Annotated in this window: 23 protein-coding genes; 9 read left to right on the plus strand and 14 right to left on the minus strand. The window is 60.8% G+C overall.

All coding sequences use genetic code 11. The features are described from left to right. Nucleotides 1-171 precede the first annotated feature (171 nt). Together B5V00_RS02160 and B5V00_RS02165 are read left to right on the plus strand one after the other, a co-directional pair. Entirely contained in the window at nucleotides 172-465 is a 294-nt protein-coding gene (locus B5V00_RS02160; protein ID WP_085009362.1) for an ArsR/SmtB family transcription factor, read from the plus strand. Beyond that, nucleotides 462-1637 (plus strand): class I SAM-dependent rRNA methyltransferase, encoded by a 1176-nt coding sequence (locus B5V00_RS02165; protein ID WP_085009070.1) that lies wholly within the window; start codon nucleotides 462-464, stop codon nucleotides 1635-1637. Before B5V00_RS02160 ends, B5V00_RS02165 begins: the two co-directional genes overlap by 4 nt. A gap of 61 nt (nucleotides 1638-1698) precedes the next feature. On the opposite strand, the gene B5V00_RS02170 is transcribed toward B5V00_RS02165, so the two are convergent. From B5V00_RS02170 to B5V00_RS02185, 4 genes are read right to left on the minus strand one after another with little or no spacing between them, the layout of a single operon-like run. Further along, nucleotides 1699-2523, minus strand: a complete 825-nt coding sequence (locus tag B5V00_RS02170; protein WP_085009071.1) for a methyltransferase domain-containing protein — start codon at nucleotides 2521-2523, stop codon at nucleotides 1699-1701. Next, complete coding sequence (locus B5V00_RS02175) at nucleotides 2520-3326, minus strand: alpha/beta fold hydrolase (protein ID WP_085009073.1); 807 nt, start codon at nucleotides 3324-3326, stop codon at nucleotides 2520-2522. The genes B5V00_RS02170 and B5V00_RS02175 overlap by 4 nt, the downstream gene beginning before the upstream one ends. Next, complete coding sequence (gene bioF / locus B5V00_RS02180) at nucleotides 3323-4498, minus strand: 8-amino-7-oxononanoate synthase (protein WP_085009075.1); 1176 nt, start codon at nucleotides 4496-4498, stop codon at nucleotides 3323-3325. Before bioF ends, B5V00_RS02175 begins: the two co-directional genes overlap by 4 nt. Further along, nucleotides 4491-5294, minus strand: a complete 804-nt coding sequence (locus B5V00_RS02185; RefSeq protein ID WP_085009077.1) for a 6-carboxyhexanoate--CoA ligase — start codon at nucleotides 5292-5294, stop codon at nucleotides 4491-4493. The genes bioF and B5V00_RS02185 overlap by 8 nt, the downstream gene beginning before the upstream one ends. Nucleotides 5295-5608: 314 nt before the next feature. Between B5V00_RS02185 and ccsA the strand changes: the two genes are divergently transcribed. The 6 genes from ccsA to B5V00_RS02215 all read left to right on the plus strand — a co-directional run bounded on the left by ccsA (nucleotide 5609) and on the right by B5V00_RS02215 (nucleotide 11681). Next, nucleotides 5609-6409, plus strand: a complete 801-nt coding sequence (gene ccsA, locus B5V00_RS02190) for a cytochrome c biogenesis protein CcsA (protein WP_085009079.1) — start codon at nucleotides 5609-5611, stop codon at nucleotides 6407-6409. Between the two features lie 5 nt (nucleotides 6410-6414). Next, nucleotides 6415-7479 carry a cytochrome c biogenesis ResB family protein gene (locus tag B5V00_RS02195; protein WP_085009081.1) on the plus strand — a complete coding sequence of 355 codons (1065 nt, stop codon included), beginning with the start codon at nucleotides 6415-6417 and terminating at the stop codon, nucleotides 7477-7479. Between the two features lie 351 nt (nucleotides 7480-7830). Beyond that, nucleotides 7831-9771 carry a DUF4388 domain-containing protein gene (locus B5V00_RS02200; RefSeq protein ID WP_172399585.1) on the plus strand — a complete coding sequence of 647 codons (1941 nt, stop codon included), beginning with the start codon at nucleotides 7831-7833 and terminating at the stop codon, nucleotides 9769-9771. 113 nt (nucleotides 9772-9884) lie between these two features. Next, nucleotides 9885-10259 (plus strand): response regulator transcription factor, encoded by a 375-nt coding sequence (locus tag B5V00_RS02205; RefSeq protein ID WP_085009086.1) that lies wholly within the window; start codon nucleotides 9885-9887, stop codon nucleotides 10257-10259. Between the two features lie 5 nt (nucleotides 10260-10264). Further along, the gene (locus B5V00_RS02210; protein WP_085009088.1) at nucleotides 10265-11236 is read left to right on the plus strand and encodes a response regulator; all 972 of its coding nucleotides are present in this window, start codon (nucleotides 10265-10267) and stop codon (nucleotides 11234-11236) included. After that, nucleotides 11229-11681, plus strand: a complete 453-nt coding sequence (locus tag B5V00_RS02215; RefSeq protein WP_085009090.1) for a YqaA family protein — start codon at nucleotides 11229-11231, stop codon at nucleotides 11679-11681. The genes B5V00_RS02210 and B5V00_RS02215 overlap by 8 nt, the downstream gene beginning before the upstream one ends. Before the next feature lie 29 nt (nucleotides 11682-11710). Here the strand turns inward: B5V00_RS02215 and dxs are convergent, their stop codons facing one another. From dxs to xseA, 5 genes are all read right to left on the minus strand, one after another. Continuing rightward, nucleotides 11711-13609 carry a 1-deoxy-D-xylulose-5-phosphate synthase gene (gene dxs, locus B5V00_RS02220; protein WP_085009092.1) on the minus strand — a complete coding sequence of 633 codons (1899 nt, stop codon included), beginning with the start codon at nucleotides 13607-13609 and terminating at the stop codon, nucleotides 11711-11713. A gap of 108 nt (nucleotides 13610-13717) precedes the next feature. Next, the gene (locus B5V00_RS02225; RefSeq protein WP_085009094.1) at nucleotides 13718-14608 is read right to left on the minus strand and encodes a polyprenyl synthetase family protein; all 891 of its coding nucleotides are present in this window, start codon (nucleotides 14606-14608) and stop codon (nucleotides 13718-13720) included. A 1-nt stretch (nucleotide 14609) separates the two neighbouring features. Next, nucleotides 14610-14843, minus strand: a complete 234-nt coding sequence (locus B5V00_RS02230) for an exodeoxyribonuclease VII small subunit (RefSeq protein ID WP_085009096.1) — start codon at nucleotides 14841-14843, stop codon at nucleotides 14610-14612. Between the two features lie 152 nt (nucleotides 14844-14995). Continuing rightward, nucleotides 14996-15868 carry a M23 family metallopeptidase gene (locus tag B5V00_RS02235; RefSeq protein WP_085009098.1) on the minus strand — a complete coding sequence of 291 codons (873 nt, stop codon included), beginning with the start codon at nucleotides 15866-15868 and terminating at the stop codon, nucleotides 14996-14998. Further along, a complete protein-coding gene (gene xseA, locus B5V00_RS02240) occupies nucleotides 15865-17067 on the minus strand; it encodes an exodeoxyribonuclease VII large subunit (protein WP_085009099.1) in 1203 nt (400 codons plus the stop codon). Before xseA ends, B5V00_RS02235 begins: the two co-directional genes overlap by 4 nt. Nucleotides 17068-17164: 97 nt before the next feature. Here xseA and B5V00_RS02245 point away from each other — a divergent pair, with 97 nt between their 5' ends. Continuing rightward, nucleotides 17165-18532, plus strand: coding sequence for a ParA family protein (locus B5V00_RS02245; RefSeq protein ID WP_085009101.1), 1368 nt, complete (start codon nucleotides 17165-17167; stop codon nucleotides 18530-18532). 16 nt (nucleotides 18533-18548) lie between these two features. Here B5V00_RS02245 and B5V00_RS02250 read toward each other — a convergent pair whose 3' ends face one another. The 5 genes from B5V00_RS02250 to ftsE all read right to left on the minus strand — a co-directional run bounded on the left by B5V00_RS02250 (nucleotide 18549) and on the right by ftsE (nucleotide 24295). After that, nucleotides 18549-19706, minus strand: a complete 1158-nt coding sequence (locus B5V00_RS02250; protein ID WP_085009103.1) for a divergent polysaccharide deacetylase family protein — start codon at nucleotides 19704-19706, stop codon at nucleotides 18549-18551. Nucleotides 19707-19767: 61 nt separating this feature from the next. Further along, complete coding sequence (locus B5V00_RS02255) at nucleotides 19768-21081, minus strand: S41 family peptidase (protein WP_085009105.1); 1314 nt, start codon at nucleotides 21079-21081, stop codon at nucleotides 19768-19770. A gap of 26 nt (nucleotides 21082-21107) precedes the next feature. Then, nucleotides 21108-22253 (minus strand): murein hydrolase activator EnvC family protein, encoded by a 1146-nt coding sequence (locus tag B5V00_RS02260; RefSeq protein ID WP_172399586.1) that lies wholly within the window; start codon nucleotides 22251-22253, stop codon nucleotides 21108-21110. An 8-nt stretch (nucleotides 22254-22261) separates the two neighbouring features. Beyond that, on the minus strand, nucleotides 22262-23155 hold the full coding sequence (gene ftsX, locus B5V00_RS02265; protein ID WP_085009109.1) for a permease-like cell division protein FtsX: 894 nt from the start codon (nucleotides 23153-23155) through the stop codon (nucleotides 22262-22264). Between the two features lie 474 nt (nucleotides 23156-23629). Then, entirely contained in the window at nucleotides 23630-24295 is a 666-nt protein-coding gene (ftsE, locus tag B5V00_RS02275) for a cell division ATP-binding protein FtsE (protein ID WP_085009113.1), read from the minus strand. Between the last annotated feature and the right edge of the window lie 3 nt (nucleotides 24296-24298).

Genomic DNA, 24298 nt, shown 5'->3' on the forward strand with positions numbered 1-24298 from the left:
TCCTCTCGCCGGAATCATGACGGCAACACATTTGAATTCGGGTTGACGCGATGCCGCCACAGGGCATAATATTCATATATGATGTTTTTCATTCGACCTGAATCCCCCGGCCTGCACCGGCCTGAAAGATGAAGGTCTCATTTCAAGGTGGGTGCGCAGATGATGAACAAGATGCCGTTTGACAAGGGACTCAGTTACGATCGCCAGGCAGAGATACTCAAGGTTCTCGGCCACCCGGTGAGGTTGAAAATCGTTGCCGGACTGGCAACCGAAACCTGCAACGTGAAGAAGATATGGGAATGTCTTGAACTGCCGCAGGCCACGGTCTCACAGCATCTTGCACTGCTCAAGAACAAGGGAATCATCCAGGGGCGCCGCGAGGGGGTCGAAGTTTACTATCATGTCGTTTCCGACGAGGCCCGCCAGATTGTCGATGCCCTGTTCGAGCCGATGGCCTGCGCATGAAAACCCTGATCCTGCACCGGGGTCACGATCGCCGGTCCCGCAGCGGTCACCCCTGGATTTTCAGCAACGAAATCGCCCGGCTCGAGGGGGCTCCGGAACCCGGAGAGGCCGTCGAAGTCCTGTCTGCGCGTGGTGAATTCATCGGCGTCGCCTACTACAACCCGCGACCGCTGATCGCCGCCCGTCTGGTCACCCGTCAACGCGAATCGATCGACGAAACCGATTTTTTCCGCCGCAAATTTCTGGCCGCAACCGATTACCGGCAGAAGATCTACGGCGATCTTCCGGCCCTGCGCCTGGTGCATGGAGAGGGCGACGGTCTGCCCGGCCTGGTCGTTGACCGTTACGGAGATGTGCTGGCAATCCAGCTGCTGACCCTGGGCATGGAACGGCGCAAAAGCCTGATCCTGGAGGCCCTGCTTGACATTTTCTCTCCCCGGGCAATCGTCGCCCGCAACGATGTCGCGGTACGAGAACTGGAAGGACTGGATCGCGCGGTCGAACTGCTGCACGGGGAACTGCCGCAGGAGTTGATCATCAATGAGCATGGCCTGCGCTTCAAAATCGACCTGATGGAAGGTCAGAAAACCGGTCATTTCTTCGACCAGAAAGAAAATCACCAGGCCTTGAGAGGCCGGGTTGAAGGCCGACAGGTCCTTGATCTGTTCTGTTACTCGGGCGGCTGGTCGGTGCATGCCGCCCGCTTCGGTGCCCGTGAAGTCCTCGGCGTCGACATTTCAGCGGGGGCCATCGCCCTGTCGGAAGCCAACGCGCGGCTCAATTATCAGGATAATGTCTGCCGTTTTGAACGGGCCGATGTCTTTGAGCTGCTGCGTGAGATGGGACGCGAAGGCCGGCAGTTCGGCACCATCGTGCTCGACCCGCCGGCTTTCGTCAAAAGCAAAAAGCGCCTGCCGGAAGCGATTCGCGGCTATTTGACCATCAACCGCCGTTCGCTGGAACTGATCGAGCCGGGCGGCTACCTCTTCACCTGCAGCTGTTCCTACCACCTGAAACGGGATATTTTTCTCGACACCCTGCGCAAAGCGGCCACCCAGGCGGGACGGACGGTACGCCTGCTGGAAATGCGCGGCCAGGCCTACGATCACCCGGTACTGCTCTCCTGCCCGGAGACCGAGTATCTCAAGTGCGCGGTCCTGCAGGTCCTTTAGCAAGGGCTGATGAAAAACGTCCATCTGCGACGTTGGACATTTTTGCCCCCCCGGGGGGAGATTATGGCCTTCCCCGGCCCGGCTTGCGGGCGAGGCCGTAGATGACTTCATAGCTTGCCGGAATACCCTCGGCAGCTCCGTAATCACGACGGTAAATGTCCATCATCCGCTCCATCACCCGCCGCGAAGCCAGGCCCGGTGGACGCTGCCGGGAGGCATTGCCGGCGCCGATCTTCTTCAATGCCCGCAACAGTTGCGGGACATCCCCATAGCAGTCGACTTCCTCTTCAACGAACACGTCATGGACTTCGAAGGCAGCCGCCTCAAGGGCGGCAAGAGTCTGCTCACGCCCCGGGAACTCCTGAAGGTGCGAACGGCGCTCCGACCCGCAGTCGCGCAGGGCCCGGCGATAAGAGTCCTTCAGCTCATGCAGGGAGTTCTCGCCAAACAGGGCAAAGGCGAACCAGCCGCCGGGGAGCAGCACCCTGGCCACCTCGGTGAATGCCAGGTCAAGATCTTCGACCCATTGGTAGACAGAACTGGAAGCGACCAGCCCGAAACTGGCGCCGGCAAAGGGCAGCGCGACCGCGTCGGCATCGACCGCTGCGGAGGCACTGAGACCGGTGCGGGCGTGACGGGTCATGCCGTGCGCCAGATCCGAAACCACCAGTGGTCGCCGGGGCGCCAGGCGATGCAGCCGTCGGGCCAGCAGACCGGTCCCGGTTCCGACATCGAGAATGGCGCCGCCCCCCCGCAACGGCACAGCGCAGGTCGCCGCCAGCCGTTCCACCACCCGGCACTGAACCAGGGCGTAACGGTCGTAATCTTCGGCGTGAGCATCGAAATGACGGCGGACCAGCCGGCTATCAATGGCCACCGGCGTCATCGACAGAAATCTCCGACCAGGCGCAGGAAAATTCCCGGGGAACTGAAAAACGGAGCGTGGCCGACCCGCGGAAACCGTTCGAGACGGGCAGCGGGCAGATTGGCGGCCAGCCACTCGCCCGCCGCAACCGGGATAACCTCATCGCAGTCACCGTGCAGCACCAGGGTCGGCACCGGGATGGCTTCAACCAGGGGGCGCAAGTCTTCCCGCTGCAGGATGCGCAGGCCATCGGCGGCGCTCCCTTCATCGGGCAGCAAGTCCGGACCGACGGCGAAACGGGCGATCTGCCGGTAACGTTCGCGATTGATCTCATCGGCGGCGAACAGCAGTTGGAAAAACCCCTCCAGGGTCGGCCGAAAAGCCCTCTTCAGATCACGCTGCATGGCCCGCAGCTGCGGCAGCGGCAGGCCGGCGGACCAATCCTCGGCGACGGTGAAACGCGGCGTGGTCGAGACCAGCAGCAACCGCTCCGGGTTGACATTGCCCCGCCCGGCCAGTTGCAGCGCCAGCATCCCGCCGAGCGACCAGCCTAACAGCGACCAGGACGGCAGTTCGAGTTCCCTGATCGTTGTTTCGATTCTTTCGGTCCACACGGAAAGGCTGTCCTCTGCCGACGCCGTGCTGCCGCCGTGCCCCGGTAAATCGATGGCGATCAGCTCCAGCCCCGACGGCGGGTTCGACAGCAGTTCACCGAAAACGGCACCGCTCATGGCCCAGCCATGCAGCAACAGCAGCGGATGCCCCTGTCCAGCGCGCCGGACCCGCAGCCCGGCAACCGTCGATGTCAGGACCTCGGTCATCATGCTGAAGGACGAACAATCCGCACAATCTCGGCGGCCGCCGCTTCCAGATCGGCGTCATCATGGTCGGCCATGACCGTGGCCCGCAACCGGCACCGACCATCGGGAACCGTCGGCGGTCGGATCCCTTGGATAAAGAAACCGGCGTCCAGCAGTTGCCGGCTGGCCGTCATGGTCGGCTCCGGTTCTCCGGTCAGAATCGGAACGATCTGCGTCCGGCTGCCGAGCAGATCGCAACCGGCGTCGCGCAGACGGCCGGCGAAGAGAGCCGTTTTGCGCCGCAGTTCATTCCTCAACCGCAACCCCTCGGGACTGTCCACCAGGTCGATGGCGGCACGGGCCGCGGCGGCCACTCCCGGCGGCAGGCTGGTGGAAAAAATAAACGGCCGGCAGCGATTGATCAGGGTGTCGATCACCACCCTGTCCGCCGCCAGGTAGGCACCGCAGCAACCGAGAGCCTTGCCGAGAGTTCCCATCTGCAGATCAACCTGTCCAAGACAACCCCACATCTCGGCCGTCCCCCGCCCGCCGTCACCAAGGACACCGGTACCGTGAGCGTCATCTATCATCAACAGGGCGGCATATTTCTGTTTGAGGTGGACCAGCTCCGGCAATGGCGCGATATCACCGTCCATACTGAAAACGCCGTCGCTGACGATCAGCCAGCGCCCGCGGCGATTCTTCCGCTCCCGCTCCAGCAGGGCTTCGAGAGCGTTGCTGTCGGCATGCGGATAGACCACCACCCGCGCCCCGGAAAGACGACAGCCGTCGATGATCGAAGCATGGTTCAGGGCGTCGGAGAAGATGGTGTCCGCGGGGCCGAACAGGGACGAGATGATCCCGGTATTGGCGGCGAAACCGCTATTGAACAGCAACGCCGCTTCGGTCTGTTTGAATGCCGCCAGCCGCTCCTCCAGCAGATGATGTTCGCGCATACTGCCGGAAACCAGTCGCGAGGCTCCCGATCCGGCCCCGAAGTCCCGGGTGGCGCGCACCATCGCCTCGACAACCCGGGGATGGTCGGCCAGGCCGAGATAATTGTTGGAACAGAGCAGCAGCACCTGACGGCCATCCAGTTCAACCTTGGGACGCTGAGGACCGTCGACGGTGCGCAGGCCGCGCAACATCCCCTCCTCGGCCAGCTTCCCCAGTTCCTTTTTCCACCCTTCAGGCATTTTTCCTCCAGGGCACGGGCGCGGCGCATTCGGCAATCCGGGTCACCAGCACCGGCTGCCTTTCAAGATAGGAAACCAGCTCAGCGACAGGGGTGTCGCCGCGAACGAAAAAGACCCGGCCGCCCCGCTCATCACCAACGTTCTTCAGATGCGGAAAACGCCGGTACCCGAAAGACGGAGCCGCCACGTAGCCGGCGGTATAGTCCGGGTCGTCCGACCAGCAGAGTTCGGCGACCAGGCCCGGCGCCGACAGAACCTTCGCCGCCAGCACCAGCGCCTCGCGGACGTGGTCATTGTCGAGTCCGAGCGGGCCCAGCCGGCGACGCAACCGGGCCAGAGCTCCGGGGCTGATATCCATGCGGCTGACACGCACTCCCCGCGCGGAATCGTTATCAAGCCGCCGGCCATCGGCAACATCGATCAGCATCGCGCCGCGCAGGCTGCTTCCCGCCGGGCCGGGCCCGGCTGCGAGCCGGGCAAGTGCGTCGGCGGCAACCGTCTCCGGCACCCCGGCGGCCACCAGTGACTCAACGGCCGCCTGACGCCCCTGGCGCCAATCCGCAACCATAAAGGTTTCAAGCGGCGGCAGGCAGATTTCGCGAATCTGCCCCGCGGGAACCAGGTCGATGCTGAGATGCACCTGTTCGGACACGCCACGACTGTGGTTCATGGCCCGCCGCAGCAGTTCCCGCCCGGTCTCGACCACCCGGTCAGGCGGCACCAGCCGCTCGGCACCGGAGATGTGCCGCTGCTGACGGCTGGAACGCATTCTGACGCTGTAATAGTGATCCGTCATGGCAAGCGGAAACTAGCATCTGACAAACATCCTGTCAACCCGATGCCAATCCGTGGTTGACAAAACTTTTCCGGCCGGATCATGCCGGATGAAGAGCGCAACGACTTGACCTGAATGCGGTTTCCAGAAATCACCGGTGAACCGGCGGGTGCGTCACAGAGGTCTTGAAACCGCCGGAGGGATAAAGGCTTGTGCCGCTCACCGGCAATGAGTTCACTGATTCGGGAATTTGTGTTAGGCTCCTCCGAATCGGAGTTGCAGTGCTTCCGAATGATCCGGAAGCCAATCGTCACAGGGAACGGACCCGGACCCCTATGCTTCAATACCAGATCCCCCTGCTCTACCTTGCCGGCGGCTGTTACCTGGCCGCGGTTCTCGGCTACCTCGGCAACCTGCGTCTCGCGTCCCGGCGGCTGGCCGGAATTGCGCTGGCCCTGGTCGCCTGCGGCTGGCTGGCCCAGAGCGGCAGCCTGCTGCTGCGCTGGCAGGCGGCCGGGTTTCTCCCGGTCACCAATCTCTTCTCGACCCAGTTCTTCTTCAGCTGGTCGCTGGCCCTGACCTATCTCTACTTCGATCTGCGTTACCGCATCGGTGCCGCCGGACTGTTTGTGATGTTTGTCAACCTGCTGCTGATCGCCAGCATCCTGCCGCGCGATCCGGCCATCCCGGCGTTGATTCCAAGTCTCGATACACCCCTGTTCACCCTGCATATCATCTTCTCGTTTACCGGCTATGCCATGTTTACCATGGCCTTTTCCATCGGGGTTCTCTACCTCTGGCAACAGGCGCGACCAACCCGTCAGTTACCGGACCTGGCCCTGCTGCGGAAGCTCAATGAAGAGGCCGTGTTTCTCGGTTTCTGTCTCTTCTCCGCCTGCATGCTGTTCGGCGCCATCTGGGCCTACATCGCCTGGGGTTATTATTTCTCCTGGAATATCAAGGGCGTCTGGTCCTTCATCGTCTGGCTTTTCTACGCCGGCATGTGCCACGCCAAATTTGTCCGCCGCTGGCAGGGCAGGGGCTACGCGATCCTGTCGATTCTCGGCTTTGCCGTGGTACTCTTCACCTATCTCGGGATCGGACTGTTGCTGGAAAGCAACCATCCGCTGGATTGACCGCCATGACGCCGCGACCTTCTTTCAGCAAACGTCTCTGGGGCCTCTGCTGCTCGCTGAAACTGGCCATCGTGCTGGCTTCCGGGGCGACATTCCTGGCCATGGCGGGTTCCCTGGTGATGCACTTCAACCCGAATGTCTTCGGCGGCATCGACCAGCAGACCCTGATCGACTGGTGGCAAACCCGAGGCACGGCTCATCTCCGACTGAGCTGGTGGTTGACTCTCTTCGCCACCCTGGTGCTGCTGCTGGGCATCAACACCCTCTGCTGCTTCATTGACTGGTTGGGAAAAATCCGCGCCCGCTGGCGTAAACTCGGCGAATACCTGATTCACCTCGGCTGCGTACTGGTTCTCGGCGCCTACGTCTGGGGCAGTTTTTCCGGATTCCGCCACGACAGCGTTCCGCTCTATCTCAACCAGCCTTACCCGATCAGCGGCCTGCCCGGACATTATCTGCGGCTGGACCATTTCGAACCCCGACTCAGCGAAACCGGCCGTCCCCTCGATATGCGCAGCCGGGTTACCCTGCTCAGGGGTGATCAACAGCTGGCAGCGGCCGAGGTCAGCATCAATCACCCGCTGCTCTGGCGCGGTCTGGTGGTGGTACCGGTCTCCTTTGGCCGGGATGTCCGGGGTTTCAGGTTTTTCCAGCCACAGCGGGGAACTCTTGATCTGGAGCCCGGCAGTCGCGTCAATTTCGATTCCGGCAGCCGCCTGACTGTCGAAACCTTCTATCCCGACGCCGCGATCCGCGGCGGCCGGGTGCTGAAACGCGGCAACCGCCTGGGGGACCCCGCCATGCTGCTGCGCCTGGAACAGCCGGGACAAGCGGAGTGGCGCGGCTGGTACTTCCTGCGCGGACCATTGCCCTACCCGCTGGTGTCGGCGGGAATTCGCATCCGACCGACACAGCCTTTGCTCAGGGTCTACAGCGTCCTGACCATAAATTATGACCCCGGGTCCCGCCTGGCCCTGGCGGGAGGCGTCCTTATCATCTCCGGAATCATCATCGCAATGGCGTCTTTCTATCGTAAAAGACGTTGCGGCGACCATCCCGATATCAGATAAAAAGTCGTTCACAAAGACAACTGAAAGCGCTGGTCAAACGTGGACCGGTTCTGTTATATTGCTGCTGGATAAGTGATTGTCGATACTGGCGCGACTGCCACCGCCAGGTTTCGATCGTATGTACAATCGCTTTCCAATCGCCTTCAGGCGAACCTGCGGGGCCGCGGCCTTGACATGGAGGGGTTCAATTCTGTTTGACTTTTTCACCACCTCAGCAGAGGTGCGCACCTGTCCCTTCCTTTCAAAGTTCCCCGGCACAGTTCCAAAACCCGACTGCAGTACGCCAGATTCGCGCTCGGTGATTCAAGATTCAGACAACCTTGCCTCCGGCTCATGACGGTATCTCATTCAATGACACGCATCTCCCTACTCCTGGTCATATTCTTTTGCCTCTCCGGTCCGGCCTGGGGCGACCTGACTTTCGGCGTCGTTCCCGGCAAAACCTCCCTGGTGCAGAATAAAGCCCAGGCCGCCAGACTGGCGAATTATCTGCGCGCCAACCTGCACGAAACCGTCAAACTGCGTATTTTCAACAGTGAGCAACGGCTCAGGGAATGGATGAACCGCTACCGCGAGGTCGATATCGCCATCCTGTCACAGGATTTCCTCGCCGCTATGCGCCAGGGTGAGTTTTTTCGTCTGGTCGACTATCTCCCCGAAACCGGTTCGGGGATCCGCCCCGGTTCCATGGTCGCCAGACGAGGGCTGGGGCGCAACCGGCGGCAACAGTTGCAGGACCTGCTGCTGGTCATGGACACCGACCGGACAGCCCTGCCGATCCTGCGGGCCATGCACGTTGCCGACTTCGGCACCCCCGGCGCCATGGTTGAACTGGAACGCCCGACCCGGCCGGCAAAAAGAAAATCCGCCGCCGTCCATCCCGCATCAACCCGACCGGCCCCGGACGTCCAACGCGGCAAAGCTGCCGCCACAACCTCTCCGGCCCGGAAAACGGGAGGCCTCCTCCCGGCTGTCCCTGCCCCGGACAAACCCGCGGCAGGCACCCTCTCAAGCAAAGAGAAGACCGGGAAAATATCTGAACCGCCCTCCCCCGTCACCATGACGGCCCGGCAGCAGCCGATCACCAGGCCGGCCCAAAGACCGCAACCGGACAGGCACCTCTCCACGACGCCTCCCACCGTCGAGGTTTCCGCGGAGACCAGCCGAACTCCGGGGCCGGTGCTGGGCAAGATCCCGACGCCCTACACACGCCAGGCCCGGCATGTCTCCGCCGACAACCTTCGAGGCACCAGCAACAACCGTCATTACCTGCTGCTGATCGTCGCTGTCGTTCTCAGCGGCCTGCTGGTCAAGTTTCTCCTCATCTACCAGCGCCGTCCGCGACGGCGTCCGCCCGCGCACGCACCGCAATTGCTGATCCAGCACGACTGGTCGGAGCTGCACAACCGGCAGACCGCCGAGGTTGCCTCGGAGCCATCCACGCCGACGCAACCTCCGTTTTTCCAACCACCGAAAGACCTGCCCGGTGACGGGGAGACCGGAAAACAGGATCCTGCGGCCGAAACGGTCAAGCTGCCTTCCGGGCAACTGCAGCTCGACGGGAAACTCGGACCGCGGCAGATCCCGGCACTGTTGCAGCTGATTTCCGCCTCGAAACAATCCGGCATGCTGCAGGTCTCGTCGAAACACAACCGAAAAGAGATTCTTTTCCGCCAGGGGAAGATCACCAGCGTCAGTTCTCTCAACCTCGGCAATCACAACCAGACCGGGTTTCTGATGAACAAGCTCGGCTATCTGCTGGTCCGCGAGGGAAAGATCAGTGAAGATCAGCGCGATCAGGCGCTGGTCATGTGCGAAGGGGACAACAGCCTGCGCCTCGGGGAGGCCCTGATCAGAATGGGCGCGTTGAAAAACAGGGATCTGCTTGAATCCCTCCGTTACCAGGCCAAGATGGTTCTCCACTCGCTGATTGTTTTCCCCGAGGGTGTTTTCGAGTTCATCCCCGGCAATGGCGCCCCCAAGTCGAATGACAACCTGAATTTAAGTGTTGATGATTTTCTCAAGGAAGCCGCCGCTCACCAGAACGAATGGCGTAATATCCGGGAAATGATTCCCACGCTTGACACCGTTCTCGAATTTGCCCCCGGGGGACGGGACAAGGCCAACAGCGGACGCATGACGGTCCACCAGAAATTCGTTCTTTCGCTGATCGACGGGAAACGACCAATCCGGGATGTCTGCGTGGCGACAACCATGCTCGACTACGAACTTTACCGGTTTCTCTACCTGATGACCAAGGCCGATATCCTCCGCATCACCAGACCCGATTAACCCGCGTTGGCGAAGCCGATTTTCATCTTTCTCCGTCCTGTGATATAAGTGGGCGTAATTATTTAATCAGTCTGTTCCAAACCCGATATGACGCATAACTCCATGGGGCAACCATGCAACAGACCATTCTGGTTGTGGAAGATGAACCGGCGGTGCGGGAACTTGAAGCCAACGCCCTGACACGCCTGGGATATCAGGTTCTGCAGGCCGCCAGTGCTGAAGAGGGCTATGGTCTGGCCAAACAGCGGCAACCCGACCTGATTATTCTTGACGTCATGTTTCAGGGCAAAGACGGGTTCGCTCTTGCGCGCAAACTGCACAGCCTGGACGAAACCCGACACATTCCGATCATCTTCGTGACCGCCAGGGACCAGCCGGACGATATGGCACGGGGATTCGCCGCCGGCGGAAAAATCTACCTGACCAAACCCTTTACCGAAAAGAATCTCGAAACCGCCGTCCGCAGCCTGTTGCCAAGCGGAGAATAGACCCCATGGCCCGTACGCTCCTCATTGTCGATCATGTCGCCACCCGCCGTACCAGCCTCAAGCTGCTCCTTGTCCAGGAACAGTACCAGGTTCTTGAAGCCGCCTCCTGCGAAGCCGCCCTGGCACTGATCGAACGGCGCCGCATTGACGTGGTGCTGACCGAAACCGAGCTGCCGAGCCGTAGCGGGCTTTTTCTGCTCAAGGAACTGAAACGCAAGCGTCCCGATATCGAGGTTATCCTGTTGACCCATAACGCCTCCTCCTACAACCTGCTGCAGGCGTTGCGCAACGGTGCTCACGATTTCATTGTTCGACCGATTGATTCGGGGGAATTTCTTTTCCAGGCCCTGGAAAGGGCCTACCGGGCGATCCAGTTGCGGCAGGAAGAACGACAACTGGTTATAGAACTTGAAGTGCGAAACCGGCAGATGAGCAGCACCCTGAACCGCATGTCGGAACTGCAGCACGCCCTTGAACGTCTGGCAATGCTCGAAGATCCGGGGGAACTGCTGCAGGGGCTGCTTGACGCAGCGGTCGGGCTGGTTCATGCCGAACGCGGGCTGCTGGCCCTTATCGGCAGAGATGGAGACCTTGCCGTCAAGCTCAGCCGGGGACTGGACCAGGAATTTTGCCGGGCCTGCGCCGAAAAAATCCCGGACGGTCTGCTCAGTGCGATCTTCGACCATGGGCGGCCCATTCTGATCGCCGGCAAGCTGCCACCCAAGCTGGAACAGAAAACAGCCGCGGAGGAACGCCAAGCACTCTTCATCACCCCGGGCGTACTGGCCATCCCGGTACGAAGCGGGACACGTCCGATCGGCCTGCTGGTCATGGCCGGGCATCCCCGCCAGTTGCCTTTCAACGAAGCCGACCTGCAGCGCCTCACCCAGCTGGCCGCTCACGCCGCCCTGTTGCTGGAGAAAGCCGGCCGCATCCGCCAGTTGAACAAACAGGCTCAACAACGTCAATATGCCTGAACAGTGGCTGCTGCAGCACGGCCTGCCGGCCCTGTTCCTGCTCAGCTTTGCCGCCTCGACCCTGCTCCCGCTCGGGTCCGAATGGTTGCTGGTCGCCCTGTTGGCTGTCGGCAAGGATCCCCTTGCCTGCGTTCTGACAGCCACCGTCGGCAATACTCTCGGCGCCCTGACCAGCTATCTCATCGGTTTCTACGGTGCGGATTGGCTCAATAAACGCGTGTTGCGTATCTCACCCGACCGTCAACGCCGCGCGGCCCGCTGGTACCAGCAATTCGGCAGCTGGTCCCTGCTCTTCAGCTGGCTGCCGATCATCGGTGACCCCCTCTGCCTGCTGGCCGGCTACTGCCGGGTCCCGGTTCCCTGGTTTCTGTTGCTGACCGGCACCGGCAAAGGAGCCCGGTATCTGTCGGTGGCCGGGCTCGCGGGCCTGTTCATTTCGCCCTGAAAACCTCCGAGCGGAAGAGAATCCCCGCGTCAGGAACCCGCCGCCGCCGCTCCCGTAACGTCCCCGGTTTTCAGCTCGTCCCGAATCCGCCCGACCAGGCCATCCGCATCAAGGCCATATCGCGCGCGCAGCTGATCCTGGCTTCCCTGTTCGATAAAACGATCAGGAAGGCCGATCAAAACCAGTCGCGGCGCCACACCGGCAGCAGCGTAAAGTTCGCTGACGGCACTGCCGAACCCCCCCTGAAGCGTATTCTCCTCGACCGTGACAACAAGTCCGGTCGCGGCCGCCTGCAGCAGCAAACGTTCATCCAGCGGCTTGATAAAACGGGGATCAATCACCCGAAGCTGCACCCCTTCGGCCGCCAGGGTCTCGGCAGCCTCAAGCGCCGCCTGCACAGCCGAACCGACCGCCAGGACAGCCCCGTCGTCACCCTCCCGCAGCACTTCCCCGCTGCCGATTTCAACCGCCTGCGGCTGGTCAGCCAGAGCAAGCCCCAGGGCCTTGCCGCGCGGATAGCGATAGGCGAAAGGACCGTCATGCAGTCGGGCGGTTTCCATGGCACGCTGCAACTGCTGTTCGTCCCGCGGCACCATAAAGGTCAGGTTGGGAATGTGACGCATGAAAGACAGATCGAAAGCTCCATGGTGAGTCGGGCCGTCGGCCCCGACCAGCCCGCCACGATCCATGGCAAAGGTCACCGGCAGATTCTGCAGGCAGACATCATGGACCACCTGGTCATAGGCGCGCTGCATGAAAGTCGAATAGATGGCGACCACCGGCCGCAGGCCACGACAGGCGAGTCCGGCGGCAAAGGTCACGGCATGCTGTTCGGCAATCCCGACATCATAAAACCGCTCCGGGAAGGTGGTGGAAAATTCCTTCAGCCCGGTCCCTTCCAGCATGGCGGCAGTGATAGCGACGATGCGCTCGTCCCGCGCGGCCATCTGCACCAGCGTCGAACCGAAAACCCCGGTAAAGCTTCCGCCGCCCCCCTTGGCAGCGATGACCTCGCCGGTCTCGGCATCAAATGGTCCGACGCCGTGAAATTTCGACGGCTCCCGCTCGGCCGGAGCAAAACCATGGCCTTTGCGGGTAACGACATGCACCAGCACCGGCCCCTCCAGGCGCGTGACATTCGTCAGGGTTTCAATCAACTCATCGAGATTATGACCGTCAATGGGACCGAAGTAATCGAAGCCGAAAGCCTCGAACAGCATGCCCGGCGTCAGGAACCCTTTCAGAGAATGCTCGGCACGACTCGCCAGAGAGAGCAGGTCCTTGCCGATTTTCGGCATCGAACCGATAATCTGGGTCGCCTCTTTCTTCATGCGGACGAAGAAATCGGACGTCATCTTCCGGCTCAGGAATGAGGAAATCGCCCCGACGTTGGGAGAAATCGACATTTCGTTGTCGTTGAGAATGACGACCAGATTCTTCTTCAGATGCCCGGCCTGATTGAAGGCCTCGTAGGCAAGCCCAGCGGTCAGGGAACCGTCACCGATGACGGCAACGATCTTTTCTTCTCCGCCGCAGGCGTCACGAGCCGCCGCCATGCCGAGAGCGGCGGAAACCGAGGTGCTGGAATGCCCGACATCGAAAGAATCGTGCGGGCTCTCGGATCGTTTCGGAAACCCGCTCAAACCGTCGAGCTGACGCAGGGTGGAAAAAGCTTTCCGCCGGCCGGTGAGCATTTTGTGGGCGTAGGCCTGGTGGCCGACATCCCAGACAATCTTGTCATGGGGACTGTCAAGAACCCGGTGCAGGGCCAGGGTCAGCTCGACAACCCCCAGGGAACTGGCCAGATGCCCGCCGGTTCTGGACACGGACTGGATGATCTCACTGCGCAATTCATCGGCCAGTTGCCTGAGCTGTTCGCGGCTCAGATCTTTAATCCGGGCCGGTGATTCTATGGTTTCCAACAACATTGTCTTTATCCTCTCCCCTGAGGACTGTCGCCGGGCTGTCAACCGGATACCGGCTCTTTCGGATCGGATGACCGGTCTGCCCCGGGTCGAAAGATCCCGCAGTCCACTTTAAACACTTCGATCGACAATATAACGGGCGATCTGCCGCAGCGGCTCGGCCTCCTCACCGAACGGCTGCAGGGCCGCAAGGGCCAGGTCCCGCAATTCAACGGCTTTCTGGCGCGCCTCTTCAAGCCCGAGCAGAGCCGGGTAAGTCGCCTTGCCGCGCTGCTGGTCACTGCCGACATCCTTGCCGAGCTGCGCCTGGTCGCCGACAATATCGAGGATATCATCCGCGACCTGGAAAGCGAGCCCGGCGGCTTCTCCGTAACGACTCAAAGAGGCGAAGGTCTCTTCATCCGCTCCGGCAACCAGGGCGCCGGTCTGAATGGCTGCCAGGATCAGGGCACCGGTCTTGCGGGTATGGATGAATTCCAGGGTCGGGAAGTCGATGGCCCTGCCCTCTGATTCCATGTCCACCACCTGCCCGGCGACCATGCCGAACGAGCCGGCACTGCGGGCCATCAACTCAAGGATCCGCAACCGCGTCACCGGAGCAAGTCGGGCACCGGCATCCGGGTCGGCCAACAACCGGAAAGCCTCGGTCAGCAGCCCGTCTCCGGCCAGAATCGCCAGGGCCTCACCGAACACCCGGTGATTGGTCGGTTTGCCACGCCGGAAATCATCATCATCCATCGCCGGCAGATCATCATGAATGAGTGAGTAGGTATGAATCATCTCCATCGCGCAGGCCGCCGGGAGGACAGTCTCGCGCTCACCGCCGGCAGCTTCGCAGGCGGCGATCATCAACACCGGCCTGATGCGCTTGCCGCCGGCGAAGACCGAATAGCGCATCGCCTTGTGGAGGTTGACCGGCAGGACATCCTCGCCCGGAAGGAAATGATCAAGGGCCCGGTCAACCGCTTCAAGGCACTCACGCTGATACTGTTTCAAATCCACTTCAGGTGTCCTCTTCAGCTGTAAAGGGTTTCATCTCCAGGTTGCCGTCGGCACTGCGGGTCAATTGCTGCACCCGCGTTTCGGCCGCCGCAAGCAACTCCTGGCAACGGCTGACCCGCTTGACGCCCGATTCAAAACAGCGCAATGACTCTTCCAGGGTCAGATCGCCATTTTCCAGCCGGGAAACCAGTTCTTCGAGCTTTTTCAATGATGTCTCAAATGTTTCTTTAGCCACGGTTCCTCACACCTGAAAGTTGACGGCATTTCTTTCTCGGCCAACACATTTTTACTTTCTTGCGAAAGCATTAAAGTTGGATTATCCCGGTTGGACGAAACCGAGTCAAGATCTTTGCGTGCCCGCCGGAAACCGGAAGAACCAGCTTGTCATCAGTCCTTTCCGACGGGATGGACCATGGTTTCCCGCGTCCTCAACAGTGTCGTCAGAGTCAGAGGGTCGGTGGGAATCCCTCCCAGGCGCACGGTCCAATGCAGATGGGGCCCGGTGGAGCGCCCGGTGCTGCCGACCTCACCGACGATTGTGCCGGGACGCACGTCCCGGCCGGGCTTCACCCCAAGTGACTGCAAGTGCGCCAGAACCGAAACCAGTCCGCCGCCATGGTCGATAACCACCGTTTTCCCGGTATAGAAAAGCGTATCCGCCAGGCGGACAGTCCCGGCCCCAGGAGCTCGAACCGGGGTTCCACGGGGACTGCGAAAATCAACCCCGGAATGGGGCGATTTCGGATGTCCGTTGAGAATCCGCCGCAGGCCAAAAGGGCTGCCGACCGGATTATCGACCGGGCGGCGGAAACCACTCCAGAACCGGGAGGGAGTATCAACGGCATAGATTTCCTGCAACATTCGTCGTTCCCGACCGATGCGCTCCAAGACAGCCGGCTTTCGGGGGGTGACCTGCGCCGACGGCAATGTCAAACGCTCGACCGGGCGACGGGCGGCCACAACGTTCAGCTCATTCCGATAGCGCCTGGTCCTGCCGGCCCGGTCGACAGCGTAGACCTGCAGCGGATAACGTCCGGGAGCCTGACCTGGCTTGACCGCCAGCAACAGCCTGCCCCGGTCGTGCTGCAGATCGAAAATAGCGGGGGCATCATTCCAGCGAACAGCGGCAAAAATGACATCCGGCGCTTCAAGTCGCAACAGAAAAGCTTCTCCGTCCTGCACCTGCCGGGGATAAACCTTCAGTCCGGCGGCGAAAACCGGAGAAGCAACCAGTAACAGCAGCAGCAACCAACCTTTCAAGGCTCGGATTCTTCCACCGCCACCGTCAGCACCCCTTCAGCCAGCCTGACCCGCAGCTTGTCACCGGGACCGACATCGGCAGCATGACGAACCACCGTCTGTCCCGGGTGTTTAAAAACAATGCTGTACCCCCGGGCAAGAGTGTGCAGCGGCGACAGGGCATCGAGTCGCGCCGACGACAGCTCCAGGCGCTGCCGCGCCATCTGCAGGCCACTGGCGACAGAACGGTACAGGCGCTGCTGCAGATGATCGAACCGGCTGCGCTGCAGCTGCAGCTGCTGTTGCGGCGGAATCAGTCGCCGGCTGAGACCGGTCACCCGCTCCCGCAGCAGCTGAATGCGGCCGCGCATCTGCCCTGCCAGGCGCAGCGCCAGTTGATCGAGATGAGACTCCAGCTCCCGGCGGTTGCGAACCACCAGTTCCGCCGCGGCACTCGGCGTCGGCGCCCGCAGGTCAGCGACAAAATCACAGATTGTCCAGTCGGTCTCATGACCGACCGCGGAAATCACCGGGCAGGCCGAAGCATGCACCGCGCGGGCAACCACCTCCTCGTTGAAAGCCCAGAGGTCTTCGAGGGAACCACCGCCACGACCGACAATCATGACGTCGACGCCGCAACGATTGAGATCAGCGATTCCCGCGGCGATTTCCTCTTCCGCCCCCTCCCCCTGGACCCGAACCGGCCGCACCAGGACCTCGACTCCGACCGAGCGCCGCCCGAGGATGTTGAGAATATCGCGAATGGCGGCCCCGGTCGCGGACGTCACCACCCCGATGCGACGGGGAAACGCCGGCAGGGAACGTTTGCGCGCCTCGGCAAACAGGCCCTCCTGCGCCAATCGCCGCTTGAGTTGCTCGAAGGCCAGCTGCAGCCCGCCGACCCCGCTCGGCTCGATACTTTCAATGATCAGCTGCAGTTCACCACGCGAACGATAAACCGAAATCCGCCCCCGGCAGATCACCTGCATGCCGTTGTCCGGCTGAAATTTCAGTCTCCGCGCCTGACTGCGGAACATCACGCCGCGCAGTTGGGCTTCGGCATCCTTGAGGGTCAGGTAGAGATGACCCGAGGCCGGGCGGGAAAAATTGGAAAGTTCGCCTTCGACCAGCACCTCGACGAAATTATCCTCGACCAGCTCCTGCAGCAGGCTGACCAGTCGAGAAACACTGAGTGGTCCCTGCGCCGCCAATCCGTGCATTGGAACGTTCATCCTGCGTTGACTTCCACGGTTAAATCTCCTATGAATACCTTGCGCCGCCACACGATGACGGCCGTCATCTTTTCGGAGTACGTGCATGCAACCTTATGTCGTGACCATTGCCAGTGAAAAAGGTGGAGTCGGAAAAACCACCCTGGCAACCAATCTGGCCATCTATCTCAAAGCCCTGCGCGAAGACCTGCCGGTAACGCTGTTCAGTTTCGACAACCATTTCTCCGTCGATCAGATGTTCCGCATCGGCAACCGGCAGCCGACCGGAGACGTTTATTCCCTGTTGACCGGAACGCCGCTCCAGGAGCTGCTTGAGACCGGGGAATTCGGCGTCCAGTTCATCCCCTCCAGCCTGCGACTGGGGGAGTTGCGCGAACGGATGAGCGACCCGGCCCTGCTCGGCAACCTGCTCTGCCAGGCCGACCTGCAGGGGGTGGTACTGATCGACACCCGTCCAGACCTGGACGAATTCACCGCCAATGCCCTCTACTGCGCCGACCGGGTCATTGTCCCGGTCAAAGACGCTCCTTCACTGGAAAACAGCCGCCGGCTCTACCGCTTTTTCGAGCACCATGAACTGTCCCGGCAGGCGTTGCGCATCCTGCCCTGCCTGGTTGATTCCCGCATCCGCTACCAGGAAGGCCCCTTCACCAACCCTTACCAATTGCTCAAGGCCTATGCCCTCAACCGCGGTTATCGCTGCATGGAGGGTTTTATCGCCAAGAGCCCGAAGGTGGAATCCCTCAACACCAATCCGGAGGGAAAAGTCTACCCGATCCTGACTCACGGACGCGGCACCGAGGTTCATCTGCAGCTTGCCAGCCAGGCCCGCCAGTTGCTGCTGGATGTCGACGCCGCCGACCAGCGCCGCCTGGCGGAGATGGCAGCCGCCCTGTCGACTCTCCTGCAACGCCGGCAACAAGGCCATCGGCAGCGGCTGGAGCGGCTCTCCGGCCGGTGCCTGGCCTGCGGAGAACAGTTGCCGGCTGCGGGTATCGAGGGATTTTACCTGGAAACCGGCGACAGCAACCAGGCCGGCTTCATTGAATCGGACTGTTTCACCGACATGGTTTTCGGCTCCGTCTACCAGGGCGGCAGGGGCAAGCCATCCCAGAACGGCATGCAGGAACTTTTTCTCGAATCGGCAACGCGCAGCTACTTTGCTCTTGCCGTCCCCTCCGGGGCGGACGGCCCCGTCTTCTTCCGATTCGACGAAGAAGGTCGGGAGCTCTCCAGCCGACCGGTGGCGACAAATACCCGCGACGGTCTCTTCAACCGCGGCCCATCGAGCCTGTTGAAATTCTGGAACCGCCTGGAGAAACAGATTCCCGGCGAATTCGCACTGCTGCGCAAGGGGCCTGACGGCCAGGCAGAGGAAATCCTCGCCGGCAGCAACTATCGAGCCTTCAGCCAGGTCAAGCAGTTGGTCGGCATGCGCCTGCAGGGGGTATAACGCCTCGAGCGTCCTTTCAACCCGTCCCGGGTCGCTGCACCAGCGCCGAGGCGGGCACCACCCGGACGCCCCGGTCACGCAAAAAACCCTGCTCGCGCCGCAGGGCCTCAAGCGTCTGTGGATAAGGGTGGCAGATGCCGATGGCGCTGCCCCTGCGCGCCGCAAGCAGGGCGAGCTTGCGAATCTGCAGAGATATGCGATCGACATCGCGGTCATTGTCGAGAAACATGTCCCGCGAGGCGACCGGAACACCGATATCCCTGGCCTCGGCCGCGGCCACCGACAATCCGGTGGTGCGGCTGTCGATGAAAAACAGTCCCTCGCCGCGCATCACCTCCAGCACCGGCCGCATCTTCCCCGCGTTGGCGGTAAAACGTGACCCCATGTGATTATTACCGCCGACGGCGTAGGGTATTTTTTCCAGATAGCTGTAGAATCTCTTGCGGATCTCCCCGTTCGACAATTTAACCAGCAACGCGTTGTCCCCCGGACTGGTAGCGGGATAGGCGAGCGGCTCCATGGGAATATGGATCATGACCTCGCGCTTGTGCCGATGAGCCAGGGTCGCCACCTCGGCGGCATGCCGGGTGTTGGGCAGGATCGACAAGGTCACCGGAAGGTCAATATCAAGCAGTTGACGCACCCTCTGCAGGTCGCGGCCGAGATCGTCCATGATAATGACGACCCGCGCCCCGGCAGGGACGGGAGGTGCCTCGGTCTGGAGGAAGAAAAGGCGATAACGGACTCTGCCGTCAAGCAGTACCGCCAGCGCACGCCCGGACGTATCGACCTGCAGTTCAATCGTACCGGCCAGGCGGCCCAGGCGCCGACGCAGTTCGTCGAGAACCTCCCGGGAGGGGAAAGACGCTGACAGGGTCAGTTCGGTCACCTCTCCCCGCTGCCGCGCGACAAGGTGCTGCAGAGAAGCGCCGCTGCGCAACATGGCGCTTTCCAGTTCAACCCTGACGTCCTCCAGCAGCAGCCGGGTGTCGGGCGATTTGACCGGGACCTGGTAGTGCTCGCGCATCCGGGCGAGAAAAAGCAGGCTGCCGAGCAGGAATCCCCCCAGGAACAGGACCGCCAGGGCAACCCGAAGGCCGTTGCCCTGGCCGCCGGCTCTGGATCGTCGGGCCTTAGCCGGTTGTTTTTTCTTTTGTGTTCTACGGGATGCCATTCTTGCCGCCAAACTGTCAGGGCCGGATTCCGGCTTTCAATCTCCTGAATCGGGAACCCTTTCAGGCCGCCTGTTTCTCCGCTTGAAAGATCTTCATCCCCTTGAGCAGATCCAGGGCCCGCATCAATTGGTAATCACTGCGGTCTTCCTTGCTCAGGCGTGATTTTGCAGGAACCTTTTCACTGTCCCCGGCAGCGGGTGGCGTAGCGAAATGATGGGCGAGATCTTTTTCACTGAAATGCTGCTCTTCCTCACTTTCTTTTGCCTGCAGCGGGTGAACTTCGATATCAGGGGTAATCCCCCGAGCCTGAATGGAGGTTCCGCTGGGGGTAAAGTAACGCGCGGTGGTCAGGCGCAACCCCGCACCGTCGGCAAGCGGGATAATGGTCTGCACCGAGCCCTTGCCGAAGCTGCGGGTTCCGAGGACCAGGGCCCGATGATGATCCTGCAGCGCCCCGGCCACGATTTCCGAAGCACTGGCACTGCCGCCGTCGATGAGAACCACCATGGGATAGTTCGGCTCGGTCCCCGCGGCATGTGCCGAGAAGGTCATCTGGCTCTCCGGTTCACGCCCCTCGGTATAGACGATCAGACCGGAGGAAAGGAACGTATCGGAAACGGCAACGGCCTGATCAAGTAATCCCCCCGGGTTGTTGCGCAAATCGAGAATCAACCCGCCAAGACCGGCGCCGCCGCTCTCTTTGTTCAGGGCGGCCAGGGCCTGGTGCAGTTCGTCGCCGGTCTTTTCCTGAAACTGGGTCAACCTGGCATAGCCGATCTGTCCATCCAGCATTCTGGACTTGACGGAATGGATGCGGATAACTTCCCGGATCAGGGTGAATTTCTTCGGCACATCGAAACTGTCACGCATGACGGTGATATTGATTTCGCTGCCGGCCGGACCACGCATCATCTTGACCGCTTCCATCAGGCTCAGGCTCTTGGTGTAACGGTCCTCGATCTTGACAATCTGGTCACCGGGCTGCAATCCGGCCCGGAAAGCCGGGGTATCCTCGATCGGTGAAACAATGATCAGTTGACCGTCACGCATGGTGATTTCGATGCCCAGCCCACCGAATTCACCCTTGGTGTCAATACGCATCTCCCGGTAAACCTCCGGCGGCATGAACCCGGAATGGGGATCAAGGGACTCAAGCATGCCGTTGATGGCACCGTAGATCAATTGTTTCAGATCGACCTCTTCAACATAGCTTTTGCGGACAATGCTCAGAACATCGGTAAAGAGTTGCAATTGACGATAGGGGTTCTCCTCACCATCGTCCTCGGCACCCGAATTCGGCGTCAACCAGAGGCCGCAGAGCAACACTCCGGTCAACAAGATGGCCAGCAAGCGGATTTTTCTAAAGCGACGCATAACGCCCTCCTGAGTTCCCCGGATTTTCAACGATGCCGGCGCGTCAGCCAGCGCAGCGGGTCCTGGGGGGTTCCACCTTTGCGAATTTCAAAATAGACCACATCCGACCCCTCAAAACCCGAAACAGCTATTGCTTCCCCTCTTTCGACCCGGTCTCCCGCCTTGCGAAGCAGTCGGCTGGCCTGCGCATAAAGGGAATAATAGCCGTCACCGTGATCAATGATGAGCAGATTACCATAGCCGCGAAACGGTTTGGCAAAAATGACGGAACCGTCCCACACCGCCTTGATCGGTGTCTCTCCGTTGATCCCGATCTCGATTCCATGGCTGTCATAGCGGGTGCCGAGTTCGGGATGGCGACCGGTACCGAAACCTATCCTCACGGGCCCCCGAACCGGCCAGGGAAGACGTCCCCGCTGACCGGCAAAGCCGGTTTTCTTACCAGCAGACGTAACAACGGTGTCCTGTTCCAGTTTTTTGACCAGAGCGGAGAGCCGCGCGGCTTTCTCTTCCAGCTCATGCAGCAGCACCGCCAGGGCCTCTTCATCGTGTCGCACTCTCGCCAGCAACTGCTGTCGATTACGCTGGGCCTGCCGAAGTTTCTTTTCCCGCTCACGCCGTGCGGCAAGAGCGCGCTGCTGATCCCGCTGCAGTTCGGCCAGACGCTTCAGTTCGGTTTCTGTCAGTCGCACCTGGCGACGGTAATCCTCGAGCAGCTGCCGGTCATGCCGCACCATGCGCTGCAGAAAATGGTATTCCTCGGCCATGGCGGCCGGAGAGCGGGCGGAAAAGAGGACCTTGACCAGGCGGATATCGCCACCCTTGTAGAGGACCCTGAGCCGTTCCCTGACCTGACCTTCAAGGGCACGCTGATTTTTCCGCGCCTTGTTGACGGCGGTCTGCTGATCAGCAACCTTTTCAGTCAACAGGGCAAGTTGCCGTCGAGCCTGCTGTAAATGCTGCCGGGCGGCGCGCAACTGCGCATCACCCCGATGGAGCCGGCTGACCAGTTTACGGGCCGCTGCCTGCTTGGCCGCCAGCTGCCGGTTGGTGGTCTTGATCCGCTGCTGCAGCTGCTGCAGGTCGCGACGGGTATCATCCAGTTTTTCTCCCCCCGAGACGGAAGCTGAGAAAAACAGCAGCAGAAGCAGTCCGGTCAGTAGGAAACGCAATGCCACCATCAGATACGTACGAACTTGCGCAGGGAAAAAAGACTGCCGAACAGGCCGAGCAGGCAACCGAGAAGAACGATCAATATTTGCCAGTGCGGCGGCAGGAAGCTGATTTTTCCCAGGCCGCTGGCCAGCAGCAGCCGGCCGAGATCCTCCTTGAGAACCATCGAGAAAAAGAGAAAGCTGGTCAACAGGGCAAGAAGGCCGCCAAGGGCGCCCTGCAGGGCGCCTTCAAGCAGAAAGGGAGCCTTGATAAATGCCGGCGTCCCACCGACCAGGGCCATAACCTCGAGTTCTTCACGACGGGCGTAGAGAGTCAGCTTGATCGTGTTGGAGACAATGAAGAGCGCGGCAAACAACAGAAATCCGCCCAGCACCAGGCCGGCTGTTCGCAACAGCCCGAGAAAGGCCTCGAATCGCTCCAGCCATTCCTGACCGTAACGCAGGTCAGAAAAGGATTTATTGCGACGCAGGCGCTCCACCACCCGCTGAACCCCGGCACTGTTGCGATATTTTTCTTTCAACCGGACTTCAAGTGCCGCCGGGAGAAAGTCGTTCGCCATCCCCTGAAGTAGATCAGCATCATCTCCCAGGCGGACCTGAAACCGTTTGAACGCCTGCCGAGGACTGATATAGGCCACGCTTTCAACCTCGGGATACTGACGGATCCCGCTCAGCTGACGGTCGAGAACAGGACTGGCCGGGGGGTGATCGAAGTAGGCCACCACCTGCACGTCGCGGCTCCAATGGCGGGTCAGTTGCTGCACGTTGATGACAATCAGGGCAAAAAAAGCCAGGATCACCAGCGCAACCGTCACCGTGCTGATGGCGGCGCTGCAGAGAAAAGGGCTCTGTCGCATATTGCGCAGCGCCCGGAGAAGAAAATAGATGATTTTTCGCATGGCAACTGAAATCGCTGGCAGGGTGTTAAAAAAAAGTTCTGTTCTTCAGGCTGAGCAAAAATGTCCGGATGCGAAGCGCCCGCAGCTCCGCGGCATAAGGCGTACCGGAAGGTACGTCGTTGACGCGGGGGAAGGGCAACGAAGCAGATGGGCGTTTTTCATCAGCCTGCCTGGCCTGGTTGAAAAAATCACGTTCCCCAGGCTGAGCAAAAATGTCCAGATGCGAGGCGCCCGCAGCTCCGCGGCATAAGGCGTACCGGAAGGTACGTCGTTGACGCGGGGGAAGGGCAACGAAGCAGATGGGCGTTTTTCATCAGCCTGCCTGGCCTGGTTGAAAAAATCACGTTCCCCAGGCTGAGCAAAAATGTCCAGATGCGAGGCGCCCGCAGCTCCGCGGCATAAGGCGTACCGGAAGGTACGTCGTTGACGCGGGGAAAGGGCAACGAAGCAGATGGGCGTTTTTCATCAGCCTGCCTATGGCGTCAGGTCACGGACCAGACGCCCCTGATCAAGAGTCAGAACCCGGCGCGGAAACCGGCGGATGATGTCCCGGTCATGAGTCGCCAGCAGAACCGTTGTTCCACGGGCGTTGGCGCCTTTGAACAGTTCCATAACCTCACGGGTATTGTCCGGATCAAGATTGCCGGTCGGTTCATCGGCAATCAGCACCAGGGGATCAATAACCAGCGCCCTGGCAATGGCGATCCGTTGCTGTTCTCCACCTGAGAGTTCCAGCGGATAACGCTTGATCTTGTGCTCAAGACCGACGAGCTTCAACACCTGGTAGACCTTGTTGCTGACCTCGTAACGTTTTTTCCCCTGGATTTCAAGAGGAAAGGCGACATTCTCGAACACACTGCGACTGTTGATCAGCTTGAAATCCTGGAACACAACACCCAGTCGCCGTCGCATCAGGGCAATTTTCTTGCCGTTCATGCGGGTCAGATTCTGACCGTTGATGAGGATCTGTCCCCGGGAAGGCTTTTCGGCCGCGAACAAAAGTTTGAGAAGCGTTGATTTACCGGCCCCAGAAGGACCGGTGATATAGACAAACTCACCCTTGGCGACCTTCAGGGTCAGATCTCTGACAGCCGAGGAGTCCTTCTGGTAACTCTTGTTGAGATTATAGACCTGAATCATCCC

This window comes from Geothermobacter hydrogeniphilus (genome assembly GCF_002093115.1).
GTDB classification, from domain to species: domain Bacteria; phylum Desulfobacterota; class Desulfuromonadia; order Desulfuromonadales; family Geothermobacteraceae; genus Geothermobacter_A; species Geothermobacter_A hydrogeniphilus.